The 26,555-nt window shown below is 65.0% G+C and carries 23 protein-coding genes; 16 read left to right on the top strand and 7 right to left on the bottom strand.

Annotation, left to right across the window (positions count from 1 at the left end):
• Positions 1-76 precede the first annotated feature (76 nt).
• The gene (locus tag QTI68_RS37630; RefSeq protein ID WP_286529360.1) at positions 77-1,384 is read right to left on the bottom strand and encodes an AsmA family protein; all 1,308 of its coding nucleotides are present in this window, start codon (positions 1,382-1,384) and stop codon (positions 77-79) included.
• Positions 1,385-1,501: 117 nt separating this feature from the next.
• On the opposite strand from QTI68_RS37630, the gene QTI68_RS37625 reads away from it, so the two are divergent.
• Both QTI68_RS37625 and QTI68_RS37620 read left to right on the top strand, forming a co-directional pair.
• The gene (locus tag QTI68_RS37625) at positions 1,502-1,930 is read left to right on the top strand and encodes a hotdog fold thioesterase (RefSeq protein WP_286529359.1); all 429 of its coding nucleotides are present in this window, start codon (positions 1,502-1,504) and stop codon (positions 1,928-1,930) included.
• Between the two features lie 52 nt (positions 1,931-1,982).
• A complete protein-coding gene (locus QTI68_RS37620) occupies positions 1,983-3,347 on the top strand; it encodes a solute carrier family 23 protein (protein WP_286529357.1) in 1,365 nt (454 codons plus the stop codon).
• A gap of 72 nt (positions 3,348-3,419) precedes the next feature.
• Here QTI68_RS37620 and QTI68_RS37615 read toward each other — a convergent pair whose 3' ends face one another.
• Entirely contained in the window at positions 3,420-5,516 is a 2,097-nt protein-coding gene (locus QTI68_RS37615; RefSeq protein ID WP_286529355.1) for a carboxypeptidase regulatory-like domain-containing protein, read from the bottom strand.
• A 280-nt stretch (positions 5,517-5,796) separates the two neighbouring features.
• On the opposite strand from QTI68_RS37615, the gene minC reads away from it, so the two are divergent.
• From minC to QTI68_RS37595, 4 genes are read left to right on the top strand one after another with little or no spacing between them, the layout of a single operon-like run.
• On the top strand, positions 5,797-6,570 hold the full coding sequence (gene minC, locus QTI68_RS37610) for a septum site-determining protein MinC (RefSeq protein ID WP_286529354.1): 774 nt from the start codon (positions 5,797-5,799) through the stop codon (positions 6,568-6,570).
• Positions 6,571-6,630: 60 nt separating this feature from the next.
• Positions 6,631-7,443, top strand: coding sequence for a septum site-determining protein MinD (minD, locus tag QTI68_RS37605; protein ID WP_286529352.1), 813 nt, complete (start codon positions 6,631-6,633; stop codon positions 7,441-7,443).
• A 2-nt stretch (positions 7,444-7,445) separates the two neighbouring features.
• A complete protein-coding gene (minE, locus tag QTI68_RS37600) occupies positions 7,446-7,718 on the top strand; it encodes a cell division topological specificity factor MinE (protein WP_286529351.1) in 273 nt (90 codons plus the stop codon).
• Between the two features lie 48 nt (positions 7,719-7,766).
• On the top strand, positions 7,767-8,882 hold the full coding sequence (locus tag QTI68_RS37595; protein ID WP_286529349.1) for a S1C family serine protease: 1,116 nt from the start codon (positions 7,767-7,769) through the stop codon (positions 8,880-8,882).
• A 26-nt stretch (positions 8,883-8,908) separates the two neighbouring features.
• Here the strand turns inward: QTI68_RS37595 and QTI68_RS37590 are convergent, their stop codons facing one another.
• Entirely contained in the window at positions 8,909-10,387 is a 1,479-nt protein-coding gene (locus QTI68_RS37590) for a cytochrome P450 (protein WP_286529347.1), read from the bottom strand.
• A 460-nt stretch (positions 10,388-10,847) separates the two neighbouring features.
• Between QTI68_RS37590 and QTI68_RS37585 the strand changes: the two genes are divergently transcribed.
• The 4 genes from QTI68_RS37585 (at position 10,848) to QTI68_RS37570 (ending at position 17,554) form a co-directional block, all read left to right on the top strand.
• Positions 10,848-13,157, top strand: coding sequence for a DUF3604 domain-containing protein (locus QTI68_RS37585; RefSeq protein ID WP_286529346.1), 2,310 nt, complete (start codon positions 10,848-10,850; stop codon positions 13,155-13,157).
• A gap of 63 nt (positions 13,158-13,220) precedes the next feature.
• A complete protein-coding gene (locus QTI68_RS37580) occupies positions 13,221-15,548 on the top strand; it encodes a DUF3604 domain-containing protein (protein ID WP_286529345.1) in 2,328 nt (775 codons plus the stop codon).
• 57 nt (positions 15,549-15,605) lie between these two features.
• A complete protein-coding gene (locus tag QTI68_RS37575) occupies positions 15,606-16,517 on the top strand; it encodes a peptidylprolyl isomerase (RefSeq protein ID WP_286529344.1) in 912 nt (303 codons plus the stop codon).
• Positions 16,514-17,554 (top strand): HupE/UreJ family protein, encoded by a 1,041-nt coding sequence (locus QTI68_RS37570; RefSeq protein WP_286529342.1) that lies wholly within the window; start codon positions 16,514-16,516, stop codon positions 17,552-17,554. The genes QTI68_RS37575 and QTI68_RS37570 overlap by 4 nt, the downstream gene beginning before the upstream one ends.
• A gap of 17 nt (positions 17,555-17,571) precedes the next feature.
• On the opposite strand, the gene QTI68_RS37565 is transcribed toward QTI68_RS37570, so the two are convergent.
• Positions 17,572-18,594, bottom strand: coding sequence for an AraC family transcriptional regulator (locus QTI68_RS37565; protein ID WP_286529341.1), 1,023 nt, complete (start codon positions 18,592-18,594; stop codon positions 17,572-17,574).
• A gap of 144 nt (positions 18,595-18,738) precedes the next feature.
• Here QTI68_RS37565 and QTI68_RS37560 point away from each other — a divergent pair, with 144 nt between their 5' ends.
• Positions 18,739-19,233: a 2,4'-dihydroxyacetophenone dioxygenase family protein gene (locus QTI68_RS37560; RefSeq protein ID WP_286529339.1), complete on the top strand. Its 495-nt coding sequence runs from the start codon at positions 18,739-18,741 to the stop codon at positions 19,231-19,233.
• A 191-nt stretch (positions 19,234-19,424) separates the two neighbouring features.
• Here QTI68_RS37560 and QTI68_RS37555 read toward each other — a convergent pair whose 3' ends face one another.
• Positions 19,425-19,820: a hypothetical protein gene (locus QTI68_RS37555; RefSeq protein WP_286529337.1), complete on the bottom strand. Its 396-nt coding sequence runs from the start codon at positions 19,818-19,820 to the stop codon at positions 19,425-19,427.
• Positions 19,821-20,154: 334 nt separating this feature from the next.
• Between QTI68_RS37555 and QTI68_RS37550 the strand changes: the two genes are divergently transcribed.
• From QTI68_RS37550 to QTI68_RS37535, 4 genes are all read left to right on the top strand, one after another.
• Positions 20,155-20,691, top strand: coding sequence for a helix-turn-helix domain-containing protein (locus QTI68_RS37550; protein WP_286529387.1), 537 nt, complete (start codon positions 20,155-20,157; stop codon positions 20,689-20,691).
• A 99-nt stretch (positions 20,692-20,790) separates the two neighbouring features.
• Positions 20,791-21,225 carry a hemerythrin domain-containing protein gene (locus QTI68_RS37545; protein WP_286529336.1) on the top strand — a complete coding sequence of 145 codons (435 nt, stop codon included), beginning with the start codon at positions 20,791-20,793 and terminating at the stop codon, positions 21,223-21,225.
• Between the two features lie 191 nt (positions 21,226-21,416).
• Complete coding sequence (locus QTI68_RS37540) at positions 21,417-21,833, top strand: carboxypeptidase regulatory-like domain-containing protein (protein ID WP_286529335.1); 417 nt, start codon at positions 21,417-21,419, stop codon at positions 21,831-21,833.
• Between the two features lie 125 nt (positions 21,834-21,958).
• Entirely contained in the window at positions 21,959-22,807 is an 849-nt protein-coding gene (locus tag QTI68_RS37535; RefSeq protein WP_286529334.1) for an N-acyl homoserine lactonase family protein, read from the top strand.
• Positions 22,808-22,911: 104 nt separating this feature from the next.
• Here the strand turns inward: QTI68_RS37535 and QTI68_RS37530 are convergent, their stop codons facing one another.
• Both QTI68_RS37530 and QTI68_RS37525 read right to left on the bottom strand, forming a co-directional pair.
• Positions 22,912-23,307, bottom strand: a complete 396-nt coding sequence (locus QTI68_RS37530) for a tautomerase family protein (protein ID WP_286529333.1) — start codon at positions 23,305-23,307, stop codon at positions 22,912-22,914.
• Between the two features lie 48 nt (positions 23,308-23,355).
• Positions 23,356-24,867, bottom strand: coding sequence for an arylsulfatase (locus QTI68_RS37525; RefSeq protein WP_286529331.1), 1,512 nt, complete (start codon positions 24,865-24,867; stop codon positions 23,356-23,358).
• 201 nt (positions 24,868-25,068) lie between these two features.
• Between QTI68_RS37525 and QTI68_RS37520 the strand changes: the two genes are divergently transcribed.
• Positions 25,069-26,550, top strand: a complete 1,482-nt coding sequence (locus QTI68_RS37520) for an arylsulfatase (protein WP_286529330.1) — start codon at positions 25,069-25,071, stop codon at positions 26,548-26,550.
• Positions 26,551-26,555 lie beyond the last annotated feature (5 nt).

The raw sequence follows: 26,555 nt of genomic DNA, 5'->3' as shown, positions 1-26,555 counted from the left end.
ACCTCGGGATGGGCGGTGCTGGCACGGGACGCGGACCTGGCGTCCGCGCGATTCTCGCCGCTGTGGCCGAGCGCCATCAATGCGGCTTCGCCGGCGCCTTCTTCTTGTCGTCGCTGCCGAACAGCCTTTCCATCTGCTGGCCGATGCGGGCACCGATCGCGGTGCCGACGCCCGGCAGCACGGCCGAGCCCACGGCGGCCCCGGTCAGCGCGCCGCCGGTCAGCGACAGCTCGGGCGCATCGAGCGTGCCGCCCACCTTGAGCGGCACGCCGACCACGCCGTCGACCAGGTCGACCGCCAGTTCGCCGTCGAGGCGACGGTTCAGCACCGTGGCGCTGCCGCTGGCGGTCAGCAGGCCCGAGCGCGCCTTGACGGCGCTGTAGCGCAGCACCGTGCCGTCCTCGCCGGCCTGGGTGTCGAGAATGCCGCTGAGGCTGTCGAGCGAAGTGCGGCCGCCCCGGCTGATGCCGGCGCTGCGCACCGCCTTGGCGAAGTCGAAGCCATTGAGCGTCGCGGGCGCGATCGTGAAGCGGGTGCGGGTGTGCAGCCGCCGCACCAGTTCGCCCGCATCGGCGCCCTCGGTGTCGACCGTGGTCTGGCCGCCAAGCTTGCCCTCGACCGCCGCGTGGCGGTCGAAGCTGCGCAGCAGCGCGACGATGTCGACGCCCCGGGCCTCGAGCTCGGCGCCGAGGCGAACGCGGCCACTGTCGAGCACCTGCAGCACGGTGCTGCCGTTCCACGTGCCGCCGCCGATCTCGATCAGCGTGCGCCAGCGGTCCTGTCCGCCTTCGCGCTCGAGCCGCAGGCGGGCCGGCGGCGTAAGCCCGGCGCGCCGCAGCTCGGCCTCGCGCGGACGCCAGGCCGGATCGAACAGCACGTCGGCGTCGTAGGCCAGCGCGATCTCGCGGCGGTCGATCCAGACCGCGTCGCGCAGGCGCAGGCGCGCCAGCGGCACCTCGGCCAGGGTCCAGGCGGCGCCCGCCAGCAGGCCCGGCGCGCCGACGCCTTCCGCGTTCCAGCGCCCGCGGAAGGCGCGCACCGAGGCCCGCGGCAGCACGGCGCCCTCGATCTCCAGCGATTCGATCGCGATGCGGCGCCCCCACAGCGCGGCCAGCTGCGGCCGGATCACGACCCGGCGCGCCGTGATCGGTGCCGGCTGCTGGGTCGCCAGGTCGGACAGCACGACCACCGGCGAGGGCCGCAGCGACCAGTGGGCCGACCCGACCTTCAGCCCGATGCCTGAAGCCTTCTGGAAGCGGGCACCGACTTCGGCCGCCAGTTCGCCATCTGTGGGCAGCCACAGGTTGAGCAGCAGCGCACCCCCGCCCAGCAGGAGCGCTGCCGCGGCGGCGAGGCCGGCGATCCATCGCAGGGAGCGGGTCATGGCGGCGAGCATCGCCCCGCCCGGCCCTGTGCGCTGTCAGCCATGGGCGCGTTTACGCCCTGCCGGCCGGCCCGACCTTGTCGCTATAGTTTTGACAATCCCGACACGGAGCTTTTCATGCGCATCTGGAAGAAAGACATCTCGATCGAAGCCCTGACCCGGAGCCACGCGAACACCGCGACGGCCTTGCTGGGCATCGAATTCCTGGCCATCGGCGACGACACCATCAGCGCCCGCGTGCCGGTCGACCATCGCACCGTGCAGCCCTACGGGATCCTGCACGGCGGGGTCTCGGTGGTGCTGGCCGAGACGCTGGGCTCCTGCGGCGCCTACTACTCGGCGCCCGAGGGCCAGCGCGCGGTCGGGCTGGACATCAACGCCAACCACATCCGCGCCGTCACCTCGGGCTGGGTCACCGGCACGGCGCGGCCGGTGCACCGCGGCCGCACCACGCAGGTCTGGCAGATCGACATGCACAACGACGCCGGCGACCTGACCTGCGTCTCGCGCATCACCATGGCGGTGCTGGCCCCGCAGGCCGGCTGAACGCTCCCCGGCCCGCGCGCCGGCCAAGAACAACAACCGAGGAGAAGAAGAAATGAGCGATTCCTACCTGCCCCGCTGGCGCAAGGTGTCTGCCACCGCGGGCACCGTCGTCGCACCCGACGAGCGCCTGCCCTGGCCGCAAACGGCCGCGATGGGCGTCCAGCACGTGATCGCGATGTTCGGCGCCACCGTGCTGGCGCCGATCCTGATGGGGTTCAACCCCAACATCGCGATCCTGATGAGCGGTATCGGCACCCTGCTGTTCTTCTTCATCACGGGCGGGCGGGTGCCGAGCTACCTGGGCTCCAGCTTCGCCTTCATCGGGGTGGTGATCGCGGCCAGCGGCTATTCGGGCACCGGGCCCAATCCCAACCTGGGCGTGGCGCTCGGCGGCATCATCGCCTGCGGCGCGGTCTACCTGCTGATCGGCGTGCTGGTGGCCTTCACCAACGAGCGCCGCACCAAGTCGGCGCCGGTGCGCGGGCTCGAAGGCCTCGAGGTGGAGGAGGTCGAGCAGGACGTCGCCGTGCACTGGATCGAGCGACTGATGCCGCCGGTCGTGACCGGCGCGGTGGTCGCGGTGATCGGGCTCAACCTGGCGAGCGTGCCGATCAAGAACATGGCGCCGACCGGCTTCGACACCTGGATGCAGGCCGTCACCTTCCTCAGCGTGGGCCTGATCGCGGTCTATGCGCGCGGCATGGCGCAGCGGCTGCTCATCCTGATGGGCCTGATCGCCGCCAGCCTGGTCTACGCCGTGCTGACCAACGGCATGGGACTGGGCAAGCCGATCGACCTGGGTGCGCTGGCGGCGGCGCCCTGGTTCGGGCTGCCGACCTTCTCGAAGCCGGTGTTCGAGGTCAACGCGATGCTGCTGATCGCGCCGGTGGCGATCATCCTGGTGGCCGAGAACCTGGGCCACCTGAAGGCCGTGGGCGCCATGACAGGGCGCGACCTGAACCCGATGCTGGGCCGGGCCTTCATCGGCGACGGCGTGGCGACCATGGTGAGCGGCGCGGTCGGCGGCACCGGCGTCACGACCTACGCCGAGAACATCGGCGTGATGGCGGCGACCAAGATCTATTCGACCGCCATCTTCGTGGTGGCGGCGCTGATCGCGCTGGTGCTGGGCTTCAGCCCCAAGTTCGGCGCCCTGGTGCAGGCGATCCCGCTGCCGGTGATGGGCGGCGTGAGCATCGTGGTGTTCGGCCTGATCGCGGTCGCCGGCGCCAAGATCTGGGTCGACAACAAGGTCGACTTCTCGCAGAACAAGAACCTGATCGTGGCCGCGATCACGCTGATCCTGGGCACCGGCGACTTCACGCTCAAGTTCGGCCAGTTCGCGCTCGGCGGCATCGGCACCGCGACCTTCGGCGCCATCCTGCTGTACGCGCTGCTGAGCCGCGCGCGCGACTAGACGAAAAAAACCCCGCGCGAAAGCGGGGCCTTGGAGGCTGCGCAGCCCCGGAAGGCTGCGCAGTGACTTGCTTCAGGGGGCCGGGATGCGGGTCGAGAAGCCCTTCAGGAACAGCACCTGCTGCGCACTGGTGGCGGAGAGCTGGAACAGGTTGATGCTGGTGCCGCCGGCATAGAGCCAGTTGCCGTTGATCTGTTGGCAATGGTTGTCGGTGCCGCCTTCCGACGAGCAGTAGACCTTCGCCTTGCGCGCCGAGCTGGCGACATCGACCTTGTCCTCGAACTGCACGCTGCTCGACGAGGCGCCGTAGACCGTGAAGGCGGTCGGAGCCGGGGCGCCATCGGGCACGGTCCAGGCGTCCAGGTCGCCCTCGGCGCTGAAGTCGACCAGGCTGGGCTCGCTGGCGCTCGGCGCATCGAAGACCAGCGCCTGGGCCGGCGCGATGCCCTTGATCTCGTTGCGCATGCCCGCCGTCAGGTCGGCGAACTTCAGCTGCCTGGCCTCGGCGATGGTCGGCACCCGCGTGATCATGCGGTGCGTCTGGACCACGTTGGCCTTGTTGGTGTCGACGTGGAAGAACTCGACCTTGAAGGCGCCCTGCTCCGGCAGCTGACGCAGCTGCTCGTCGCTGAGCTGCGGGCTCAGGAAGTACGAGCTTTCGAAGTCGGCCGGGCTGCCGCTCTTCGACGTATCGCGGAAGCCCGCGGCCAGGCGCAGCAGCGAGGTGCTGGCCGAGGTGCCGTCCGGCTTGTCGACCACCAGGTTGGCATTGCCCGCACCCGGCTTGTAGGTGTAGCTGGTGCCGTTCGGTGCCGTCACGACCGCCTTGGTGAAGATCGCATTGCCCTGGCCGTCCTTCCGGTTCGGGATCGAGACGTCGTAGGACACGCTGAGGTAGTTGAACGCGGGCGCGCTCACGAAGTCGCGGTCCTGCACGGTCGGCGCGACGCTGACCGAGTAGTTGTACTGGTTGCCGATCAGCTTGAAGGTGCCGCCGACGTCGCGCGCGACGATGGTCTGGTTCTGCACTGCGCCGCTGCTGTCGGTGGTGCGGTAGCTCAGCACCTGGTCGCCGTTGGCACGGAAGAACTGCTGCTCGCCGCGGTCGTACTTGACGCCCGTGGCGCCGGGGCGGAACAGGCCGGCGAAGGCGCCCTGGTTGTTGCTGTCGCGGCCGACGGTGCTGCCGTTGCTGAGGTAGCTGGCCGGGTTGTCGTTGACGAACAGCGTGAGGCACTCCGTGGCGATGACGTCGCCCGGGCCACCCGTCACGGCGGTGGTGTCGTTGGCTGCGTTCACGCGCTTGCTCAGCGGCAACGCGAAGCACTGGGTCAGCCGGTCGAACAGCGAGGCCACGGCCAGCGAGGCGCCGGCCGGAGCGAGCGTCGCCGTGGCGACCGACTGCGGCAGTGCCGGCAGGGTCGCGTCGCTGCGGAAGCTGATCGAGACCGGGGCGGCGTCCTCGCTGGTGGGCACGGCCTTGACCGTGATCTCGATGTTGGCGCCCGTGCCGTCGGGGCGCACGCTGACCGAGATCGAGTCCAGCAGCCGGTCGTGGCCCGAGCCGTCGGCCGAGAAGGCGCCGCTGATCGGGTCGACGGCGTCGCCCAGCAGGGTCAGCAGCGGCTTCAGCGCGGCGACCAGCTCGGCCACCTGCTGCTTCACCGTGCTGTCGGTCACGGTGTCGGGCCGGGTCGCGATGGCACCCGCCAGGCTGGCCGGATTGCCGTCGGGCGACAGCCGCGAAACGATGATGGTCGTGAGCGGCGTGACGTTGACGTTGCCGCCGGTGGCGCTGGCGGTCGTGCTGTAGAGCGTCAGGTCGTCACGTGCGGCCGTGACCACCAGCGGCGCCTTGGTGTCGGCCGGCAGGGTGCATTCGTAGGCGCCCTTGGCGTCGGTCTCGGTGGTGCACACCGTCACGCCGCGCTGGTCGACCACCGTGACCTTGGCGCCCGCGAAGGCGGCGCCGGTGGCGGCGATGCCGTTCAGCTTGGCGGCGGCCGTGGTGCCGCTATTGCCGCCGCCGCTGGTGCCCGAGCTGGTGCCCGCGGTGGTGCCGGTGGGCAGGAAGCCGCCGCTGCCGCCTCCCCCGCCGCCGCAGGCGGCGAGCGACAGCAAGAGCGCTGTGGACAGGGCAATTCGGCTTTTCGGGTGGGTGCGCAACAAAATCAGACTCCTCGGGTGATATTCGGTCCGCTAACGAACTGTTACAGCGGTGCGACGAGTCTCGGGGCCGATGGCGGCGCGATGAATAGTGCAATTGCACTAAGTGAGTGCGGGCGCGGGTCGCGGAGCGTGAGGGATGTCACGCGGCGGCCGGAACGATGGGGCGCCCAAGTGAAACCTGGTGCAAGAAATGTTGTCCGCGGGGCGGTTTGGAGCGCCCTTTTTCCACGCGGAGCCCCGTGCCCGTTAGACTCCAACGCTTTTCGCACCAAGCTTTTCCATGGCAGATGCATCCGCCGCGCGCACCAGGGCGGTATTCGAATTCAAGAGCGCCACGCTGCCGCTCATCGCGGTCATCCTCAAGACATCCGATCTCGAGGTGCTGGCGGAAGCGCTCGACGCCCAGCTGGCGGACTCGCCCGACTTCTTCGAGCAGGAGCCGGTGGTCATCGACCTCTCGCAATTGCCCGAGGAAGACCCGGCCGACGCCGGCCAACTGCTCGACTTCACCGCCCTGCGCGGCCTGCTGGCGCGCCACCAGACCCAGCCGGTGGCGGTGCGCGGCGGCAGCGATGCCCAGCATGCGGCGGCCCGCGCGGCCGGGCTGTCGGTCACCGCGATGCCGGCGGCGCCGGTGCCGCGCCCTGCCCCGGCGCCCGCCGAGGCCCCGGCGCCGGCCCCCGAGGCGCCCCAGATCGTGCGCGAGGTGCCGGTGCCGGCGAACGGCACGCTGGTGATCGACAAGCCGCTGCGCTCGGGCCAGCAGGTCTACGCCCGCGGCGGCGACGTCATCGTGACCGCGCTGGTGAGCTACGGCGCCGAAGTCATCGCCGACGGCAACGTCCATGTGTACGCGCCGCTGCGCGGCAAGGCCATTGCCGGTGCCCGGGGCGACACCTCGGCGCGCATCTTCACGACCTGCATGGAGGCCCAATTGGTCGCCATCGCGGGCATCTACCGCACGGCGGAGGTGGCGCTGCCGGCCGAGATCGCCGGCAAGCCGGCCCGGATCTCGCTCGACGGCAAGAAAATCGTCATGGAGCCGATCCTGTGATCGGGGGCGTGTGCGCCCGGCGACCCAATAACTGAAACGAACGAACGAAGAAGGAATGGCATGGCCAAAATTGTGGTGGTGACCTCGGGCAAGGGCGGCGTCGGCAAGACGACCACGAGCGCGAGCTTTGCATCGGGACTGGCATTGGCAGGCAAGAAGACGGCCGTGATCGATTTCGACGTCGGCCTGCGCAACCTGGACCTGATCATGGGCTGCGAGCGGCGCGTGGTGTACGACCTGGTCAACGTGATCCAGGGCGAGGCCAACCTGAGCCAGGCGCTGATCAAGGACAAGCAGTGCGACAACCTGTTCGTGCTGGCTGCTTCGCAGACCCGCGACAAGGAAGCGCTGACGCAGGACGGCGTCGAGAAGATCCTGAAGGAGCTCGCCGAGCAGGGCTTCGACTACATCGTCTGCGACTCGCCGGCCGGCATCGAGACCGGCGCGATGATGGCGATGCACTTCGCCGACGAGGCGCTGATCGTGACCAACCCCGAGGTCTCCTCGGTGCGCGACTCGGACCGCATTCTGGGCATGCTGGGCTCCAAGACCAAGCGCGCCAAGGAAGGCGGCGAGCCGATCAAGGAACACCTGCTGATCACGCGCTACAACCCCAACCGCGTGGCCGGCGGCCAGATGCTGTCGCTGGAAGACATCCAGGACATCCTTCGGATCAAGCTGATCGGCGTGATCCCCGAATCTGAATCCGTGCTGCAGGCCTCCAACCAGGGCGTGCCGGCGATCCACGACAAGGACACCGACGTGGCGCAGGCGTACAGCGACGTGGTGGCGCGCTTCCTGGGCGAGGACAAGCCGATGCGCTTCGTCGACGCCGAGAAGCCGGGCTTCTTCAAACGCATCTTCGGAAGGTAGCCATGTCCCTGTTTTCCTTTCTGCTCGGCGAGAAGAAGAAGACGGCGAGCGTCGCCAAGGAGCGGCTGCAGATCATCCTGGCCCACGAGCGCAGCAGCCTGGGCACCAAGCGGCCCGACTACCTGCCGGAACTGCAGCGCGAGCTGATCGCAGTGATTTCGAAGTACGTGTCGATCAAGGCCGAGGACATCAAGGTGCACCTGGAAAAGCAGGACGACCTGGAGGTGCTGGAGGTGAAGATCGAGCTGCCGGACGCGCTGGTGGTGCGGGGGTAGGGGTTCGGCGGGTCTGCTCGAAGTGCTCTTGCACATGAGCCAGCTTGAATGAAAGCCGATTCGATCACTCTGCATCGACTGTGGATGCTGCTCGCCCAAGCTGTGACCGTGGGTGCCGGCCTGCTGATCGCCTGGCATGCGTTCCGCCCTGCCGCGTCGCCGCCCGCCCGCAACGACATCGTCACGATTCATGAGGCAGGCGGCAGTTCATCGCTGGCGAACACGATACTTGGGCGACGCGACACGGGCTATCGCTTGGCAGCGCGCAAGGCGTCGGCCTCGGTGGTCAACATCTACACGCGCAGCGCGCCAAGCCGCCGCAGCCGGCGCGGGCAGGATTCGCTGAGCCTGGGCTCCGGCGTGATCGTCGCGGCACAGGGCTATATCCTGACCAACAACCACGTGGTCGACGGTGCGACTGAAATCGCCGTCATGCTGCCGAACGGCAAGGTGGCTGACGCGCAGCTGCTCGGCCGCGACCCCGACACCGATCTCGCTGTGCTGAAGATAGATGCGACGGGCCTCCCGCCGATCACATTCGCGGAGGCGGGTTCGGTACAGGTGGGTGACATCGTGCTTGCCGTGGGTGACCCGTTCGGGGTCGGACAGACCGTGACTCAGGGCATCGTCAGCGCAACCGGCCGGAATCGGCTTGGCATCAACACGTTCGAGAACTTCATCCAGACCGACGCAGCAATCAACCCCGGCAACTCGGGCGGCGCATTGGTGGACATCGACGGCAACCTGGTCGGAATCAATGCGGCCATCTACTCGGAAAGCGGAGGATCCCAGGGCATCGGCTTCGCGATCCCGGTGAGCCTGGCGCGCGAGGTGATGGACCAGATCATTGCGCATGGGCGCGTCGAGCGAGGCTGGATCGGCGTGGTCGCGCGCGATGCCAAGCGCAGCACCCCCGATGCATCCGGCGCGGTGGTAGAGAAGGTCCAGCGCGGTGGGCCGGGCGAGAAAGCCGGGTTGCGCGTGGGTGATACCGTCACTTCGATGAATGGCAAAAGCATCGCCGATGCCACGGCCCTCATCAATGAGACGGCGATGCTGGCACCCGGCAGCCGTGTCGAATTCAAGTTGACGCGCCACGGCGTGGCCATGGCCGTGGCAGTTGAACTGGGCCGGCGTCCAATGCCGGCAGACAGGCGTCGGTGATCGTCATCACCGCCAAGAGGCTTGTGTCACGAAGAAGTGCCGATTGCCCGGGGTGAAAGACGAACCGACAGCCCGACGGGAGACATCGTGAGCGACATGTATTCCGCGGGCCCGCCCTCGGGCGTCCTCATCTGCGCGATGTCGAAGTTCGCCAGCAATGTCGCCATCACCATCTTGATCTCGGCCAGTGCGAGATAGCGACCGGGGCACACGCGCGGGCCACCACCGAAGGGCATCACCACGCGCTTGGCACCCATCATCCGCTCGCCCTCTGCGTGCGTGCCATCGATCCAGCGCGCCGGGCGAAACGCCTTCGGTTCATCGAAACGATTTGCATCCATGCCGGCCGGGCGCATCACGCAGGTCACGAACACGCCTCTGGGGACCGCGACGTCGCCGATCACGACGTCATGCGCAGCTTGCACGATGTTGATGGGGGCGACCGGCTTGAGGCGCATTGCTTCGTTGGCGCAGGCCTCGACGAAGTCGAGCTGTGAGAGTTGATCGGTCGAGCGCGGGATCTGGCCCGCGCCGACGATCGCATCGACCTCGTTCCGCGCACGCTTCCACTCGTCGGGGTGGTCGTGCAGGAGCCAGATAAGCCAGCCCAGCGTATTGGCGGTCGTGTCCTCGCCAGCGAGCAGCATGGTCAGCACGTTGCCGGACAGATCCTCGTCACTGAGCCCCGCACTCTCTCTGTCGCAGGCAGCAATGAGCGCCTGCAGCAGGTTTTCGGGACGCTGCATCAGTTCAGGCCGGTGCTCGATGTGCTGACGCTCCTCTCGGATGAACTTCTGCACCGCGCCCTGCAATGCTTCCACGTGCTGACGAAGCCCAGGCTTGGGTAGCCAGTGCTCGAAGTCGATCGGCGCGAGGACGCGACGCGCCAAAGTCGGGAAGATCACGTTGAGGTGTTGCTGGATCACATCATGATCGTCCCGCTCCAGTGTGTTGAGGTTCCGGCCGAACGCAAGGCAGGTGGTCACGTCCACTGTGTAGCGCATCAAGTCGGTCATGAGATCGATTTCACGATCGCTGCGCGCGTCGCTGAACCAACGTGCGCGAAGCCGGGCCGTGACCACTTCGATGGAAGGCAGAAAAGTCTTCAGGTGTGCCGGATCCAGCCCCGCCAGCACGATCTGACGCTGCCGGCGCCACGCTTCCCCGTTGGCGGAGAACACGCCGTGAAAGCCAAGATCCTTGCAGACCTGCACCAGTCGCGGCCCCTTGATGAATCCCTCCGGGCGCTGCTTGAGCACGGAGGCGTTGAGCGCTGGGTCGCTCACGCAAAGAAAGTTGCGCTCGGCGATCGAGAAGCGGAACAAGCCCCCGTACTGCTCCGTCCATCCCTCGAGAATCTGATGGAAGGCTTCCGGCTTGATCTGGAGCGCGTTGCCGAGCAGAGGCACTCCTTTGGGACCTGGCAGGTCGAAAAAGCGACGCAGCCGCGCGGCGGGTGGTTCGGCCTTGGTCGGGGAGGCGTGGTCAGTTGGATCGGCGCTCATGAGACCCCCTTCTGCTTGCGCGATGCTAAGCCTGCTCCGCGCGCTAGCCAACTGCATCGGAGTTGTGACAGCCGTCGGCGAATCGCCCACCTTCTTCGTAGACGTAGCGCCGCGCCGGCGGCTGTGGAGAAGGCGCACGGCAACACACCTTGCGTCGCTGCGACCCATCGGTCGCTGTAGTCCTCGCCTGGCGTACCCCAAGCTATCAAGGGCGGCGAGTACGGGCTTCCGGCGCACGACAGCGCCTGGCCGAACTCAGCAGGTACGGCCGTAGGCTGCAGGATCCCGACCGCGCGTCCACGTACGTGGTGCTGCGTGGGCGCCCGGATTGTGCAGGGCGCGACGAAGCGAAAGAATGCTGGGTCGCGGCTCGTGCAGCTTGAACGACTTCCTGCCTGGCGGGGCGATCCTCACATTCGTCGCGAGGCATTGATTTGGCTTCCATCCTGGGGAGACAACGATGAAACTGCCCCGAATGACCTTCTGGTTGCTGTTCGCTTTCATTGGCGCGCCGACCCAGGCCCAGGAGAAGAATCCCGACCGCAACGCCTACTTCGGTGAGACCCACATCCACACGAGCTGGTCGCTCGACGCGTGGCTCTTCGGGAACCACCTCACCGATCCCGGCGACGCGTACAAGTACTTCAAGGGTGAGCCGATCAAACATCCGCTGGGCTACGAGGTCAGGATCGACACGCCGCTCGACTGGGCGGGCGTCACCGACCACTCGGAATACGTCGGCGTGATCAAGTTCGCCAATGATCCCAAATCGCCGGTCAGCAAGCTGCCTGCCGCTCAGCCCTTGATCATGAAGGCGGACACCCCGGCCGAGGTGCAGCGGGTCTATTTGTATGCCATCAAGCTGCTGAGCGCGCCGAAGCCCGACAAGGCGTTGATGTCCCCGCAGATCGCCGAAACGGTCTGGAAGGAGAACATCACGCTCGCCAACACGGCCAACGAGCCGGGGAAGTTCACGGCCTTTTGCTCCTACGAGTGGACGTCGATGCCGAACAACATGAACCTCCATCGCAACGTCTTCTTCAAGGACTGCGCCAAGGTGCCGACGATGCCGTTCAGCGCCTTGGACTCTGTCCAGCCCGTGGATCTGTGGAACTGGATGGACACGCAGCGCAAGGCCGGCAACGAACTCCTTGCGATCTCGCACAACGCCAACCTCTCGGACGGTCGCATGTACCCGACCGAGGTCGATGACAAGGGGCGCGCGATCGATGCTGCCTATGCCGCGTCGCGCATGCGCAACGAGCCGTTGATCGAGATCAAGCAGATCAAGGGTGCCTCGGAGACGCATCCCTTGCTCTCGCCCAACGACGAGTTCGCCAACTTCGAGATCTTGCCGTACCTGCTGGGCAACCCGGTGGGCCGCATTCCGCACATCGTCGGCAGCTACGCCCGGCAAGCCTTGAAGGATGGGCTCGCCATGCAGGAGACCAAGGGCTTCAACCCCTACAAGTTCGGGTTCGGGGCCGCGTCGGACTCCCACAATACCGCCGTCCCCTACCGCCAGGACAACTTCTTCGGCGGTCACGCCTCGCTGGACGGCGCCATCGAGGTGCGCATGTCCGGCCGTCTGTTCGCCGGCATGGACCCGCGCTCGATTGGCCCGGGCGGACTGACCGGCGTGTGGGCCGAAGAGAACACACGCGCCTCGCTGTTCGAGGGCATGCAACGCAAGGAAACCTTCGCGGTCAGCGGGCCGCATATCAAGGTGCGCCTGTTCGGCGGGTGGGAGTACACCGCGTCCATGCTGGCCGACGCGGACTGGGTCAAGACTGGCTATGCGAAGGGCGTACCGATGGGTGGCGACCTGCCGCCTGCGAAGTCCAAGGCCCCGACGTTCATGGTCTGGGCGGTCAAGGATCCGACCTCGGGCAATCTCGACCGTATCCAGGTCGTCAAGGGCTGGTCGAAGAACGGCCAGAGCTTCGAGAAGGTCTTCGACGTCGTCTGGGCCGGCGACCGCAAGGCGAACAAGTGGACCGGCGTGGTGCCGTCGATCGGCAGCACTGTGGACCTCGAGACCGCCGCGTACACGAACTCGATCGGCGCAGTGGAACTCAAGACCGTCTGGACCGACCCCGAGTTCGATCCCGGCGTGCACGCCTTCTACTACGCCCGCGCGCTCGAAATCCCCACACCGCGCTGGACCACGATCCAGGCCAAGCAACTCGGCATTGCGCCCCCCGACGTGGTGGCCGCCACGGTCCAAGAGCGCGCCTGGAGTTCACCCGTCTGGTATACACCCAGCGCCGAGGCACTCAAGAGCGCCAAGCCCGGGACCACCGTCGCCGCGCTCAAGACGCAGGGCGCAGTGGCGCTCAACGACGCGCAGTTGAAAGCGCTGATCGTGGAGAAGTCCTTGTGGCTGGAGAACACGGTCACCGGCGACAAGTATCAGATCGTCTATGGCGCCTCGGGGAAGAGCCCATCGGGCAAGCCGGCCACACCCGTCGAGCCCGGGTACGTCTCCCAGCGCTTCGCCGCCAACCAGGGTGAGATCCAGTTCAAGTACGTGGGGCGCAAGATGGCGATGCCCAGCCTGACCAGCGACGTGGCCGACGCCACTTATCTCGGCGCCTCCAGGCCGTACTACCTCAACAACGGGAAGATCGTCACCGCGCTCGTCGGCACGCCCATCGAGATCACCGTCTACAAGGTGGGTAGCAAGTACTGGGGGGCGCGCAGCAACGAATTCGGCTACGCCAACTATGAGCTCACTCCTGCAGTGGCGGAGCTCAACCCGATCCGGTGATAGGACCCAGATCAACGCGCGCTGGTGCGAGTAGTCGCGACGGCGAACTTGGGGGAGACAAAGATGAAACTGTCGCGAATCACCTTCGGTTTGTTGTTCGTCTTCATAGGCGCGCCGGCCCAGGCCCAGGAAAGGAATGCCGACCGCAACGCCTATTTCGGCGAGACTCATCTGCATACCAGCTGGTCGGCGGATGCCTGGCTCCTCGGAGACCGCCTGACGACGCCGGTCGATGCCTACAAGTACATGAAGGGGGAGCCGATCAAGTCTCCGGCGGGCTTCGACATCAAGATCGACACGCCACTGGACTTTGGCGGCGTTACCGACCACTCCGAATACGTCGGGGTCGTGGCGCTCGCCAATGATCCGAGCTCACCCATCAGCAAGGTGCCAGCGGCGCAGGCTGTCATCCTCAGAAACAACACGCCTGCGGAGGCCAGCCGTGTCTTTCTCGCGGCTCAGAAGATCATCAGCGGTGCGCCGGTCAAGGCACTGATGACGCCGGAGATCTCGCACACGGTCTGGCAGAAGACCGTCTCGATCGCCGATGAAGCCAACCAACCCGGGAAGTTCACCGCCTTCTGCAGCTATGAGTGGACGTCCATGCCGAACAACATGAACCTCCACCGCAACATCTTCTTCAGGGATTGCGCACACGTACCCCCCGCCCCCTTCAGCTCCCTGGACTCGACCGACCCCTCGGAGCTATGGCGGTGGATGGACACCCAGCGCAAGGGAGGCAATGAGCTCCTCGCCATCTCCCACAACGCGAATCTTTCCGATGGGCGCATGTATCCCACCGAGATCGATCTTCACGGTCGAGCGATCGACCGGGCGTACGCGGAATCGCGCATGCGGAACGAACCGTTGATCGAGATCAAGCAGATCAAGGGGGCATCGGAGACGCATCCGCTCCTCTCTCCCACGGACGAATTCGCCTCCTTCGAGATCTGGACGTTCCTGCTCGGGGATCCGGCCGGTCGCATCCCCCATGTCGTCGGCAGCTACGCGCGGCAGGCGCTCAAGGATGGTCTGGCTCTGGAGGACACCAAGGGGTTCAACCCGTACAAGTTCGGCTTTGGTGCGGCCGCCGATGCACACACCACGGGCGCGCCTTACAGAGAGAACAATTTCTTCGGCGCGCACGGGGTGATGGATGCAACGATCGAGGCGCGCATGGCGGGGCGCCTCTTCGGCGGAATCGACCCGCGCACGGAGGCCCCGGCAGGCCTGACGGGTGTCTGGGCCGAGGAGAACACCCGTGCTTCCATCTTCGATGCCATGAAGCGCAAGGAAACCTTCGCGGTCAGCGGTCCGCACATCAAGGTTCGCTTCTTCGGCGGCTGGAACTACAACAAGGACATCCTTGACGCGCAGGATTGGGTGCGCCAGTCCTATGCCAACGGCGTGCCCATGGGAGGCGACCTCCCGTCCATGCCGGCGACGAAGGGCGCGGCGCCGACCTTCGTACTCTGGGCAGTCAAGGATCCAACGTCCGGCAATCTGGATCGCATTCAGGTCGTCAAGGGCTGGACAAAGCAGGGCCAGAGCTTCGAGAAGGTCTTCGACGTCGTCTGGTCGGGTGACCGCAAGCTCGACAAGGCGTCCGGCTCTGTGCAGCCCATCGAGAGCACGGTCGACATCGAGAAGGGCACGTACACGAACGATCGTGGTTCGACGGAGTTGAAGACCGTGTGGTCCGATCCCGAGTTCGACGCGAGCCTGCACGCGTTCTACTACGCTCGCGTGCTCGAGATTCCGACTCCACGCTGGACGACGATCCAGGCGGCAGAGTTGCGCATCGCCCCGCCTGACGTCGTGGCGGCGACAGTCCAGGAGCGCGCCTGGAGCTCGCCGGTCTGGTACTCGCCATCCGAGCAGGCGCGGGGCGCTGCGAAGCCCGGCCTCACCGTGGAGGCACTCAAGAAGCGGGGCGCCGTGGCGCTGAATGAAGCACAGCTGAAGGCGCTGCTCGTCGACAAGTCCCCCTGGCTGCAGAACAACGTGACCGGGTCGAAATTCAGGATGACCTTCAGCGCGGCCGGCTCCAGCGCAAAGGAGAGCACACCCATTGATCCCGGCAACGTCACCTCGAAGCTCGACCGCAATCAGGGGCAAATCATCGTGTCGCACGCTGGTCGCGACCAACTGCAGCCGAGCCTGACCGACGACCCGGCGCGCCGCACCCGCACAGGTGCTTCCACCCCCTACTACGTCAATCGCGGGAAGCTCGTTACGGTGCTAGCCGGAACTCCGATCGAGGTCACGGTCTACAAGCTCGGCGACAAGTTCGTCGGCGCGCGCAGCAACGAGTTCGGCTACGCCAATTACGAGGTCATTCCGGAGGTGGCCGAGCTGAACCCGCTACCCGCCAAGGGCGTGTTGCGCTGAGCAGGCTCCAAGGTCCAGCAACCTTGCTCCCCGGCATTCCGTGATGAGGATCGTTCGATGAAGAAGCTGCTGCACGAGCCCTTGCTCCAGTTCCTGCTGGTTGGCGCCCTTCTGTTCGGCATCTACAGTCACACGCGACCCGCCGCCGCGCCCTCGACGGAAATTCGACTGAGCGTCGACGAGCTCGGACAGCTGGCGCTCGTGTTCAAGTCGCAATGGCGCCGGGATCCCACGCCAGAGGAGTTCAACCGTCTGGTCGAGAGCAAGGTACAGAACGAGATCCTGTATCGCGAGGGGCTTGCGATGGGACTCGACAAGGACGACGAAATCGTCAAGCGCCGGATGGCGCAGAAGATGCAGTTCCTCGCCGAGGATGTCGCGGCGGCGCACGAGCCGACGAGCGACGAGCTCATGCGCTGGTACGACGGCAACCGCGAGCGTTTCGCACAACCGAGTCGGGTGAGCTTCAGGCACCTGTACTTCTCGCCCGACCGGCGTGGCGCTCGCGCGCACGACGATGCGGCGAGCGCATTGACGCAGCTTGCCGCTCAGCCCGAGGACACGAAGGTCGGCGTTTCGCTTGCCGACCCATTCATGTTTCAGGAGTACTACCGCGAACGCGCGCCGGAGTTCCTCGGCAAGGAATTCGGACCGCGGTTCGCACAGGCCGTCGCGAAACTCCCCCCCGATTCCTGGCAGGGTCCGATCGAGTCGGGTTTCGGCTGGCATCTCGTGTTTGTCGACGCCGTCCTTCCAGGCCGCGTTCCCGCTTTCGAGGAGATCGAGCAGGACGTGAAGACCGCATGGCTCACCGAGCAGAAAGCTCAAGCCTGGCAGAAGGCGTACAAGGACATGCGCGCCAAGTACACGATCCTCCTTCCGGCCGCCACCGACATTGCGCAGCCGGCGCGCGCAGCAACGGCGCCCGGCGGCAAAGGAACGCCATCCGCGCGCGAGGAGGGCTCGTGACGCCATTGCGCCCGCGCGCCCGTCTTCTGCTCGCGTATGCCCTGCGCCTGCTCGCGCAGCTTCTGCTCGCGGTGCTGCCTGTCGTGGCGTGGGCTCACGAAGCACGCCCGGCGTATCTCGACCTGAGGGAGACCGCACCGGGACAATACAGCGTGTTGTGGCGCACTCCGGTGCTCTCGGGCATGCGGCTGCCCGTCGTGCTGCAGTTTCCCGACGGCGTGTCGAATGTCAGGGAACCCATGGTTCAGGAGCTCGTCGACTCGCTCGTCGAGCGCCGCTCGATCGACGCAGGTTCCGGTGGCCTCGCCGGAAAGCGCATCGAATTCGTCGGGCTGCAATTGACGATCACCGATGTGCTGGTTCGCGTGCAGACCGCCGACGGCGGAACGACGACGACACTCGTGCGCGGGGCGCAGCCGTGGGTGGAAATTCCCGCGGCGCGAGGCGGTCCGTTGGCAATCGCCGGAGCCTTCGTTGGGCACGGAATCGAGCACATCTTCGGCGGCTACGATCATCTGCTGTTCATCTTTGCGCTGATCCTCATCGTGCCCAGCACGCGCGCGCTCGTCTGGACGATCACCGCGTTCACGCTCGCGCACTCGATCACGCTCGCGCTGGCGACCCTCGATGTCGTCCACCTGCCCGGACCACCGATCGAGGCCGCCATCGCGTTCTCGATCATGCTGCTTGCAGCCGAGATCGTGCGCCTGCGCCGCGGTGAGCCGAGCCTCACCGCGCGCTGGCCGTGGGTCGTCGCCTTCTGCTTCGGGTTGCTCCACGGCTTCGGCTTTGCCGGCGCGTTGTCAGAGATCGGTTTGCCGCGCGGCGACATTCCGTTGGCGCTGTTCGCCTTCAACGTCGGCGTCGAGCTGGGTCAGCTCGCATTCATCGCCGCAGTACTGGGATCCCTCGCGATCCTCCGCCGCATCGCATTCCTGCGCTCGCTCGAACGCCATGTCGCAAATGCCGCGCCGTATGCAATCGGATCGCTCGCCGGGTTCTGGTTCGTAGGGCGCGTCGCGACGTTCTGGACGTAGCAAAAATCCTGGCTCCGTCAGGTCGACGGCGAACTGGTCGCGCGGCTACTGCGCATTCGCTTTGGCGTAGTGCCGAACCAACGTTGGCAAGCGCGAGTCAGGACCGACTGGTCCGCAAAGCCCAGCAGCTGCGCCATGTGGGCCAGGCTCACCTGCGGTTGTGCCAGCAACTCGATGGCCAATGTCCGTCTGGCTGTATCCCTGAGGTCTTCAAATGCGACCCCGTCGGCGCGCAACCGCCGCTGCAGCGTTCGGGGATGAAGTTCCAATACTCGCGAGACATCGCTCAAGTCCACGGGGCCGATACGTGTGAGATTGGACAACACCTCGCGGACCTGGTCCGCGATCGGGTGATCCTGCGGTGGCCTGATGCCTAGAAAAAAGCGTTCCAGAAAAGCTTGCAGGACCGCGTTGTGGGTCTGCAGGGGCCGTCGCCATTCCAGCGAGTCCATCGATATTCCATCGAAGGCCGCATTGAACCGGGGCAACTGTCCCAGGTGCCTGATGTACTGCTTGCTGCTGCCGATCTTTCCGTGCCGAAGGTGAATACCGACCGGACGAATGTTCCGGTCCGACAGGAGCGCCACCAGGTTGCACAGGTGTCCAACCACATGCTCCACGGCTTGCGGAGCACTTGGAGCCTGCGGAAACCGAAAAGAGAACTCAAGGCATTCGGTTCGCCCGTCGTCGGATCTGAAATCCTTGAATCCGATACCGGGCGTGTGGAAGTGCATGTACTTGGCGCCCAGCAGCATGCCCTCACGCATGCTGGGTGCCGATTGGATCGCCAGCGCCAGCGTCCCCACGATGCTCACGTCTTGTACTGCCGAAAGGCGCAAACCGAAATCCGGCGACTTCAGTTCCGTGGCCGCCTCTTCGATGGCGAGAAGGACGTTGCGGTACGGCAGATAGCGATCCGGATCCGCGAGATCGTCAACGCGCAGCCCGACGCGGCGCAGGATGACCGACGCCGAGCCTCCCAGACTGCGCACCAGTGACTCGAAGCCTGCCAATCCACCGGCACGAACAATGTCCAACATGATCAGGCGGCAGTTTCGGCGGTCGTTGTGTGTCGTCCAGCATCAAAATTATGTCGCGCAAGCACAAGAGGCGCCAGAGGCAATTCGGCAAACTCACACCGTCCTGCAACCCGCAGGAGAAAGTTCAAACACGGAGACACGCACATGGCCCTCAATACCACCGTCAACCACCAGCCGTTCCTGCTGACGATCAATCGTCATCGCGAAGGCGAGATCAAGAACGTGTTCCCCGGCGTGCATGTCACGCCGTGCTTCCTGGACGCGGAAGCCGGCATCTGGGTGCTGTATGCCCGTTTCGAGGCTGGCACGCTGATGCCCAAGCATTTCCACACCGGCACGGTGCACTTCTACACGACGGCCGGCGCCTGGAACTACGTCGAGTATCCGGATGATGTTCAGACCGAGGGTTCGTACCTCTATGAACCAGGCGGTTCCGTACACACCTTCTCGAGCAGGGACGGCACCGAGGGCTTCATGGTCGTGCACGGCGCGAACGTGAATTTTGACGAGAACGACAACTACATGAACATCATGGATGCCGGCTGGATCGAGCAGATGCTGCATGAAGTGGCCAAGGCTGGCGGCCAGGCTGTGCCGCGCTATGTCCGTCCCGGAGGCGGCGCCCAATTCAGCGCGTGAGGCCGTGCGCCGCAAGACGGTCAATGGCCGCTGACCTGCACAACATGCACTTGCACTGACGAGCGCAGCAGCGCTGGCGCCAGTCCCTGGTGCCGCGCGACTGCTTCCGCTTGCTCAGCAGAAGTCCGAAACAACGATTCGATCGGCAGACGGTCCCAGCGACTCGCGGCACTCCAAGCTCTTGCGGTAGTTCATCGAGACCTTCCGCGCTCGAATTCATGCAACAGCGCCAACATGATCCGCCGCTGATCTGTCGTCAACGCATGAAATCGCTCAGCGAACGCCTTCCCGCTGATCTCGCCATCCAGCGTCTTGGGATTCTTCCGTTCACCTTGCGGATCTGGCCCGTGCTGGAGCCAATGCGGCGAGACATCCAGCAGCTTGGCGATCAATGCGATGCGGTCTGCTCGCGGAACTGACTTGCCCGATGCCCAGTTGTGCGTGGTCTGAACGCTGAGCCCCGACGGGAATACCGGCGTCAGCGCCTCGGCGAGAGCCGTCGCACCGAATTCCTTGTACCCGCGCTTGGCCATTGCGACACGCAAGCGCTCGGAAAAGGATTCTGCTTCTTTGACTCGGGATCGCACCGAACGATTGTCATAAGCAGTTGATTTTTATCATTCCCACGTGAATAGTAATTTTCCCATATAACTGGTAAGGTGAGTTTGAATGCGTTGACGCTCAAGCAAACATCCGTGTGTTGGCGGACCGTCGAAGCGACTTGCCAATCGCGCTAAAGGGAGGACATCAAATGCCATGCAACGACAAGGCTCGGACGGGAACGCCCGAGCCATGAAGACCCGACAAGTCCCCTCCCCTTTCCCGACCGCGCGCCCCCGCAGGCTGCCGCCGTCGCTCTACCTGCCGACGCCCAAGGCCAAGCCCACGCGCAGCGCACCTGCCGCCCTTGTCGGAACCCAGGTGAACCGCCTGCGCCGGGCTGCCGGCGTTTCGGCCCTGGAGCTCACAATGCGCTCCGGCGTCTCCCGCTCCATGCTTTCGCGCATCGAGAACGGCCAGGTATCGCCCTCCGTCGAGATGTTGGACCGGCTGGCAAACGGACTGGGCATTCCGCTTTCTCGCCTCTTCGCGGACCACCGCTGGCACGCCGACTTCAGCCATGTGCCCTCAGGCAAGGGCCTTCGGGTCGAACGCCTGGGCACCGTCGCGGACTACCGCTACGAGCTGCTCGGCCATGTGCTCTCGGGCAACCTGTTCGTCGAGCCCTACCTCGTCATGCTCGAAGCCGACGCCCAACCCCATGTGACCTTTCAGCATCCGGGCTTGAAGTTTCTCTATCTTCTGTCGGGCGACGTCACCTATCGCTATGGGCCGAGGCGCGTGAAGATGCGCGTCGGAGATTCGCTGCTCTTCGATGCCACCGCCATGCACGGCATCGAAGACCTGGGCACCCAGCCGGTGTCGTACCTCTCCGTCGTCTTCACCTTGCGCGGCTAGGCCTTCGTTCGCGGCCTGCGCGATGCTTGTCGCAGGTCAATGAGCCCCGCGCGCGGGAGGGCTAGCCTTGTGTCTTTCCTTTCAATGCGGAGAAGACACATGGCAGCCTCGCTTTCGCTCGATTTGCCTTTCATGGACCGGGCGCACGAGCAGTTCACGGCCCTGTTGACCCTCGTCGACGAAGCCGGCGACGCCGAGCTGCCGGCCGCCTGGCAGCGGGTGGTCGACCTGGCTGCCCAGACCTTCGCGCGCGAGGACGAGTGGATGCAGGCCACCCGCTTCTCCTGCCGCAAGGACCACACGCTGCAGCACCGGGTGGTGCTGGAGGTCATGCGCGAAGGCATCGTGCAGGCCCGGGAGGGCCAGTTGCTGCAGGCCCGGCAGATGGCCTGGCAATTCCGCGACTGGTATCACAAGCACGTCCAGTCGATGGATGCGGCGCTGGCGCTGCATCTGCGCGGGGCGCGGTTCGAGCCGGCGAATTGGGGGGATGAGGGTGGGCGTGGAGGGGCGCGGGTGTCGGTGTCCAGCTGAGGACGGGTGGCTCGCAGCGGATGTCGCAGATGGGCCCACTGGAGTCACACGATTTTCTCCAAAGCCGTCATAAAGCAGCGCTCGTCGGGTCGGTGAGCTGAATAACTTTCCGTGGCCGATTTGTCCCCGTCTGCTTGACATCCCCCTTTGGCAAACTGAAGATGGCCGCCCCTCAACGAGCGGAGCACACCATGCATCGCTTTCCATCGATTCTTGGTTGCAGCGCCATCATCCTGGCCGTTACTGCACCTTGGACGGCACAGGCCCAATCCGCCATCCCGCCAATGCAAGCACAAGGCGACGTGAAGTATGTCTGTGGCGGAATCGGCTCGAGGCAGTCAACCGCATTTCGCGGCGCGATGAGAGATCACACACTTTCGCTGATGTTTGTGAACACGCGCGGCGAGTTCCTGGCCGCGGTCGCGGTCACGGTCAAGAACGATGCAGGCACGGGCGTGCTTTCAATTCCCTCCTCGGGCGGACCAATTTGCCTTATCGACCTGGCGCCTGGTCGATACACGGTTACAGCGGAGCCCCAGGGGAAAGCAGCGCAGACCCGCATGGTCGGGGTCGGAAGAGGTAATAGCTCGCTTGAGTTCAGGTTTTAGATCCGCCCCAGTGGCGTTACAAGAGAGGTCCTTTCTCGCGCTTGAACGCCGGCGCAGTCGCGATGCGTGGGGCTTGATCAGGAAGAACTGAATCACGGCGCAGTGACCGTCGTGTAAGGAACAACATGATGTCTGTCAAGCGTCTCGGCCTGATAGTGGCCGGCCTCGTGGCGGTCCTTTCCTTGTTGCAGGCTTGCTCGCAGCCCATCGTTTCGCAAGCGCCGGCGTCCGGCGTGCAGCGTCTCTACATCCTGAACTGTGGCGAAGGCGTCGCGGGAGACATCTCCCGGTGGTCACCGGGCGTCAACGTGGGCAAGTCGATGCCATTCGCCGGAAGCTGCTATCTCATCAAGCACGCGCAGGGCTGGATGCTTTGGGACACGGGCCTCGCGGACTCGGTCGCGGCCATGCCCAAGGGCTTGCGACCCTCGGACCCGCGCGCGATCACCTGGTACCTGCCGAAGACGCTCGCAGCGCAGATCGACGAACTCGGATTGAAGCCGTCGAACATCAAATACGTCGCGGTGTCTCATAGCCACCCCGATCACATCGGCAATGTTGACATGTTCCAGAACTCGATGCTGATGGTGCAAAAAGCCGAATACGAGTCCCCGGGCGGAAGCTCCCTTCGGTCCCGACCCAGTGCGACAGTGACCACGATCGAAGGCGACCGCGACGTGTTCGGCGACGGCAGTGTCATCATCATCTCGACACCTGGGCACACCGTGGGGCACCAATCGCTGCTCGTCAAGCTGCCCCGCACCGGCGCCGTGCTGCTGTCCGGTGATGCCGTCCACTTCAAGGAGAACTGGGACAACAGACGCGTCCCATCGATCAATTTCAACGCGGAGCAGACCGCCGCCTCGATGCAGCGGCTCGCGAACATCATGGCCAGTGACAAGGCCCAGCTCTGGATCAACCACGACAAGGCGCAGCGCGACGGACAGAAGCTGTCGCCCGCGTTCTACGAGTAGGCGGAGCAGACGAGGTCACTGCTGGCATATTTCCAAAAACGTCCCTTGCCCTCCGTGATCCACGGCTATCGCCTTCTCGATGCTCTGATCGCGCGTCGAGCGGCTCACGCCTCGCCGGGCTTCCAATCCGGGCTGTAACCGCCAAGCTCCGGGTGGTACATCTCGTCCCCGTCGTGCTGAGTGAACTCGACGTTGAGTCGGTTCTCCTGCAGGCCGAGAATGTCAACGCAGTGCTGGCAGAGGGCTTTTGCCACTTGCATTCGCAGCTCGGCGGGCCGCCCTCGGCGGATGTCCAACATGAGCAGTGAGACGGGAGTCGGCTCGTCTCCCACTTCTGGAATGCGCCACACCCCGCCCTCGCCCAGCTCACGGATGGCAACGCTGATTCGCCGAATATCCACGGACATCATGCGCGCGTAGGTCTCACTCATCGCCGCAGCCAACCGCTTCTTGTCGCCTGTGGAATAGCTGCAGGTCACGTCCAACTGAAGGTACGGCATATGAACTCCAATGGCGCGGGTAGGTGACCAGATCGCTGCGTGCGCCCATCAACTCTTCGGCATCAGCTTCTCGACCACCTGCTCGATGCTGAAGCTCGCAGCCCTTGCACGGGGCGGGAACTCCTTGAAGCTCTCCAGCCACTTCGCGATCACCGGTGGAGCGCTGTAGAGCAGGAAGTTCTGCTCCATGAACCAGTCGTTGTACTTGATGCTTTCTTCGCCACGCTCGAAGGGATCCGCGCGAAGGTCATAGAACTTGGGTACGCGCATCGGCGACAGGGGCTCACGCCATGCGTTGATGCCCTGGCTGCGCTGTTCGGAAAAGACGATCTTGTACTTGCCCATGCGGATCGCCATCATGTCGCCGTCGTCGCTCCAGTAGAGGAAGGCGTCGCGCGGGCTCGTCTTCTCCTGGCCTGAAAGGAAGGGCAAGAGGTTGTAGCCGTCGAGGTGCACCTTGAATCTTTTCTCTCCGACCTGATGGCCCTTCTTCAGCTTGGCGACGAGATCGGGCTCCCCGTTGGCTGCGGCGAAGGTCGGGATGAAATCCTGCAGCGAGCAGATGTCGTTGATCACCGAGCCGGGCTCGATCACCCCGGGCCACCGCATCACGCACGGGATGCGCCAGCCCCCTTCCCAGTTGGTGTCCTTCTCGCCGCGGAACGGTGTTGCGCCGCCGTCGGGCCAAGTGCAGACCTCGGCCCCATTGTCGGTGGTGAAGACGACGATGGTGTTGTCGGCCACGCCAAGCTCATCGAGCTTCTTCAGCAGCTCGCCGACATAGCCGTCCAGCTCGACCATCCCGTCGGGGTAGAGGCCGAAGCCGCTCTTGCCGCGCGATGATTCCTTCAGGTGCGTGAAGACGTGCATGCGGGTCGGATTGAAGTAGCAGAACCAGGGGCCGCCCTCCTTCGTCTTCCGCTCCATGAAGTCCATGGCCGCGCCGATGAATTCTTCATCCACCGTCTCCATGCGCTTTCGAGTGAGCGGCCCGGTGTTCTCGATGATCTGCTTGCCGACCTTGCCGAACTGCTCGTCGACGCTCGCGTCATCCTTGTCGGTCGCCGTGCACCGCATCACGCCGCGGGGGCCGAACCGCTTTCGGAATGCCGGGTCCTTGGGGTAGTTCTCGTACTCGGGCTCCTCCTCGGCATTGAGGTGGTACAGGTTGCCGAAGAACTCGTCGAAGCCATGCACGGTCGGCAGGTGCTCGTTGCGGTCACCCAGGTGGTTCTTGCCGAACTGGCCGGTGGCGTAGCCAAAGCCCTTGAGAAGCTCGGCGATCGAAGGGTCCTCTGCGCTCAGCCCCAGCGTCGCTCCGGGCATGCCCACCTTGGTGAGGCCGGTGCGGATGGGGGTCTGCCCGGTGATGAATGCGGCCCGGCCGGCCGTGCAGCTCTGCTGTCCGTAGAAGTCGGTGAACAGCGCACCCTGGCGGGCGATTCTGTCGATGTTGGGGGTTCGGTAGCCCATCACGCCGAGGTTGTAGGCGCTGACGTTGAACCAGCCTATATCGTCGGCCATGATGAACAGGATGTTCGGCTTCGTTGAGGTGGCCATCGGTGCTCCTTTGAGGGTCGGCGGGCGCGCAATCTCCGACATCATCCGCCGCAATGGCCCTCGGCGGAATTGCACCTTGGTGCAGCGCAGCGCCTGGCTGCGCGTGTTGGCGCGGGGCCCCATGAAGACTATGCTCTACGCCCGCGGGGTCCCGCGTCGCGTTCGCTGAATCCTGTGGTCTATCAACCGAAAGGAGCCTGAATGACAACGAAGCAACCCAACATCCTGATCCTCTGGGGCGACGACATCGGCATTTCGAACATCAGCCACAACAGCCGGGGCATGATGGGCTATCGGACCCCCAATATCGATCGCATTGCAGAGGAAGGGGTGACATTCACCGACTACTACTCGCAGCAGAGTTGCACGGCCGGCCGTGCCTGCTTCATATGCGGCCAGAACCCGATCCGCACCGGCCTGACCAAGGTCGGGATGCCGGGCGCCACCGTCGGCCTGCAGAAAGAGGACCCGACCATCGCCGAATTGCTGAAGCCGCTCGGCTATGCCACGGGTCAGTTTGGCAAGAACCATCTCGGCGACCGCGACGAGTTCCTGCCGACCATGCATGGTTTTGACGAATTTTTCGGCAATCTCTATCACCTGAACGCCGAGGAAGAACCCGAGCTTCCCGACTACCCGAAGGATCCCGAGTTCAGGAAGCAGTTCGGTCCACGCGGCGTGCTGCACTGCATCGCCGACGGCAAGGGCGGGCAGACGATCAAGGACACCGGCCCGCTGACCAAGAAGCGCATGGAAACCATCGACGAGGAGATCACGGACAGTGCGATCGCCTGGATGGAAAAACAGGCGAAGGCGGACAAGCCGTTCTTCCTTTGGTACAACTCGACAGCGATGCACTTCCGCACGCACGTCGCCGAGAAGAACCTCGGCAAGAGCGGACAGGACCCCTACAGCGATCGCATGGTTGTCCACGACGAACAGATCGGGCAGATGCTCGCCAAGCTCGACGAACTGGGCATTTCCGACAACACGATCGTCATGTACTCCACCGACAACGGCCCGGAGAACGACACGTGGCCCGACGGCGCCACCACCCCGTTTCGTGGCCAGAAGGACTCCAACTGGGAGGGCGGCTGGCGCGTGCCGTGCTTCATGCGCTGGCCGGGCAAGATCAAGGCCGGCTCGGTGCTGAACGGCATCGTCTCGCACATCGACATGTTCCCGACCTTGCTCGCGGCCGCCGGCAATCCGGATGTGAAGCAGCAACTGCTAGACGGCTGCACGGTCGACGGCAAGAAGTTCCACGTGCATCTCGACGGCTACGACCAGATCCCGTACCTGACTGGCGCGGTGAAGGAGAGCCTGCGAAATGCCATCGTGTACTTCAGCGATGACGGCGAGGTGATCGCGGTGCGGGTTGGCGACTACAAGTTCCACCTTGCCGTGCAGCGCGCGAATACGATGCGGCAGTGGGCCGAGCCGTTCGTGAAGCTTCGGCTGCCGTACATCATGAACCTGCGCCGCGACCCTTACGAGCGGGCCGAATTCAATTCGAACACCTACCTGGACTGGATGGTCGACCACGTGCCGCAGATGTACCTCATGCAGGCGGTGATCGCGGGGCAGATCGCAGACTTCGCCAAGTTCCCGCCTCGCCAGAAACCCGCTTCGTTCAACCTGGATGCGGTGTTGGCGCAGGTGGCGGGGCACGGCAATTCCTGAGCTCC

This window comes from Variovorax sp. J31P207 (assembly GCF_030316965.1).
Lineage (GTDB): Bacteria > Pseudomonadota > Gammaproteobacteria > Burkholderiales > Burkholderiaceae_C > Variovorax > Variovorax ginsengisoli_B.
This window is presented reverse-complemented; position numbering and strand designations above follow the sequence as displayed.

Excerpts from the sequence above, each read along its gene's own strand:
- QTI68_RS37630 (WP_286529360.1), bottom strand. The coding sequence starts at position 1,384 with ATGACCCGCTCCCTGCGATGGATCGCCGGCCTCGCCGCCGCGGCAGCG.
- QTI68_RS37625 (WP_286529359.1), top strand. The coding sequence starts at position 1,502 with ATGCGCATCTGGAAGAAAGACATCTCGATCGAAGCCCTGACCCGGAGC.
- QTI68_RS37620 (WP_286529357.1), top strand. The coding sequence starts at position 1,983 with ATGAGCGATTCCTACCTGCCCCGCTGGCGCAAGGTGTCTGCCACCGCG.
- minC (WP_286529354.1), top strand. The coding sequence starts at position 5,797 with ATGGCAGATGCATCCGCCGCGCGCACCAGGGCGGTATTCGAATTCAAG.
- minD (WP_286529352.1), top strand. The coding sequence starts at position 6,631 with ATGGCCAAAATTGTGGTGGTGACCTCGGGCAAGGGCGGCGTCGGCAAG.
- minE (WP_286529351.1), top strand. The coding sequence starts at position 7,446 with ATGTCCCTGTTTTCCTTTCTGCTCGGCGAGAAGAAGAAGACGGCGAGC.
- QTI68_RS37595 (WP_286529349.1), top strand. The coding sequence starts at position 7,767 with ATGAAAGCCGATTCGATCACTCTGCATCGACTGTGGATGCTGCTCGCC.
- QTI68_RS37590 (WP_286529347.1), bottom strand. The coding sequence starts at position 10,387 with ATGAGCGCCGATCCAACTGACCACGCCTCCCCGACCAAGGCCGAACCA.
- QTI68_RS37585 (WP_286529346.1), top strand. The coding sequence starts at position 10,848 with ATGAAACTGCCCCGAATGACCTTCTGGTTGCTGTTCGCTTTCATTGGC.
- QTI68_RS37580 (WP_286529345.1), top strand. The coding sequence starts at position 13,221 with ATGAAACTGTCGCGAATCACCTTCGGTTTGTTGTTCGTCTTCATAGGC.
- QTI68_RS37575 (WP_286529344.1), top strand. The coding sequence starts at position 15,606 with ATGAAGAAGCTGCTGCACGAGCCCTTGCTCCAGTTCCTGCTGGTTGGC.
- QTI68_RS37565 (WP_286529341.1), bottom strand. The coding sequence starts at position 18,594 with ATGTTGGACATTGTTCGTGCCGGTGGATTGGCAGGCTTCGAGTCACTG.
- QTI68_RS37560 (WP_286529339.1), top strand. The coding sequence starts at position 18,739 with ATGGCCCTCAATACCACCGTCAACCACCAGCCGTTCCTGCTGACGATC.
- QTI68_RS37545 (WP_286529336.1), top strand. The coding sequence starts at position 20,791 with ATGGCAGCCTCGCTTTCGCTCGATTTGCCTTTCATGGACCGGGCGCAC.
- QTI68_RS37540 (WP_286529335.1), top strand. The coding sequence starts at position 21,417 with ATGCATCGCTTTCCATCGATTCTTGGTTGCAGCGCCATCATCCTGGCC.
- QTI68_RS37535 (WP_286529334.1), top strand. The coding sequence starts at position 21,959 with ATGATGTCTGTCAAGCGTCTCGGCCTGATAGTGGCCGGCCTCGTGGCG.
- QTI68_RS37530 (WP_286529333.1), bottom strand. The coding sequence starts at position 23,307 with ATGCCGTACCTTCAGTTGGACGTGACCTGCAGCTATTCCACAGGCGAC.
- QTI68_RS37525 (WP_286529331.1), bottom strand. The coding sequence starts at position 24,867 with ATGGCCACCTCAACGAAGCCGAACATCCTGTTCATCATGGCCGACGAT.
- QTI68_RS37520 (WP_286529330.1), top strand. The coding sequence starts at position 25,069 with ATGACAACGAAGCAACCCAACATCCTGATCCTCTGGGGCGACGACATC.